Raw genomic sequence first — 247 nt, forward strand, 5'->3', positions numbered from 1 at the left:
GCTCTTTCGGGCGCAGTTACAAATATTGTGCTTAATTTTGTTCTTATTCCGATTATGGGTGCAACAGGTGCGGCGGTTGCTACGGTTGTTTCCTTTGTTGTAGTGTTTGTTTTCAGAGGATTTAACACCCATAAATATGTAAAAATTGATTTTAAGTTACCTGTTCTTATATCGGAAACGGTTATTATAGTCGCTCAATGTGCAATTATGATTGTTATGGAGTCGGGTGCGGTTATGTACGCTATCG

At 38.9% G+C, this 247-nt stretch carries 1 protein-coding gene; it reads left to right on the forward strand.

Features of this window, described 5'->3' with window-relative positions; genetic code table 11:
• Positions 1–247, forward strand: a 247-nt coding sequence (locus AC2FA3_RS15475; protein ID WP_490510366.1) for a hypothetical protein, incomplete at both ends; no start/stop codon positions are given.

Source organism: Janibacter sp. CoH_79_TC_3, from assembly GCF_058197955.1.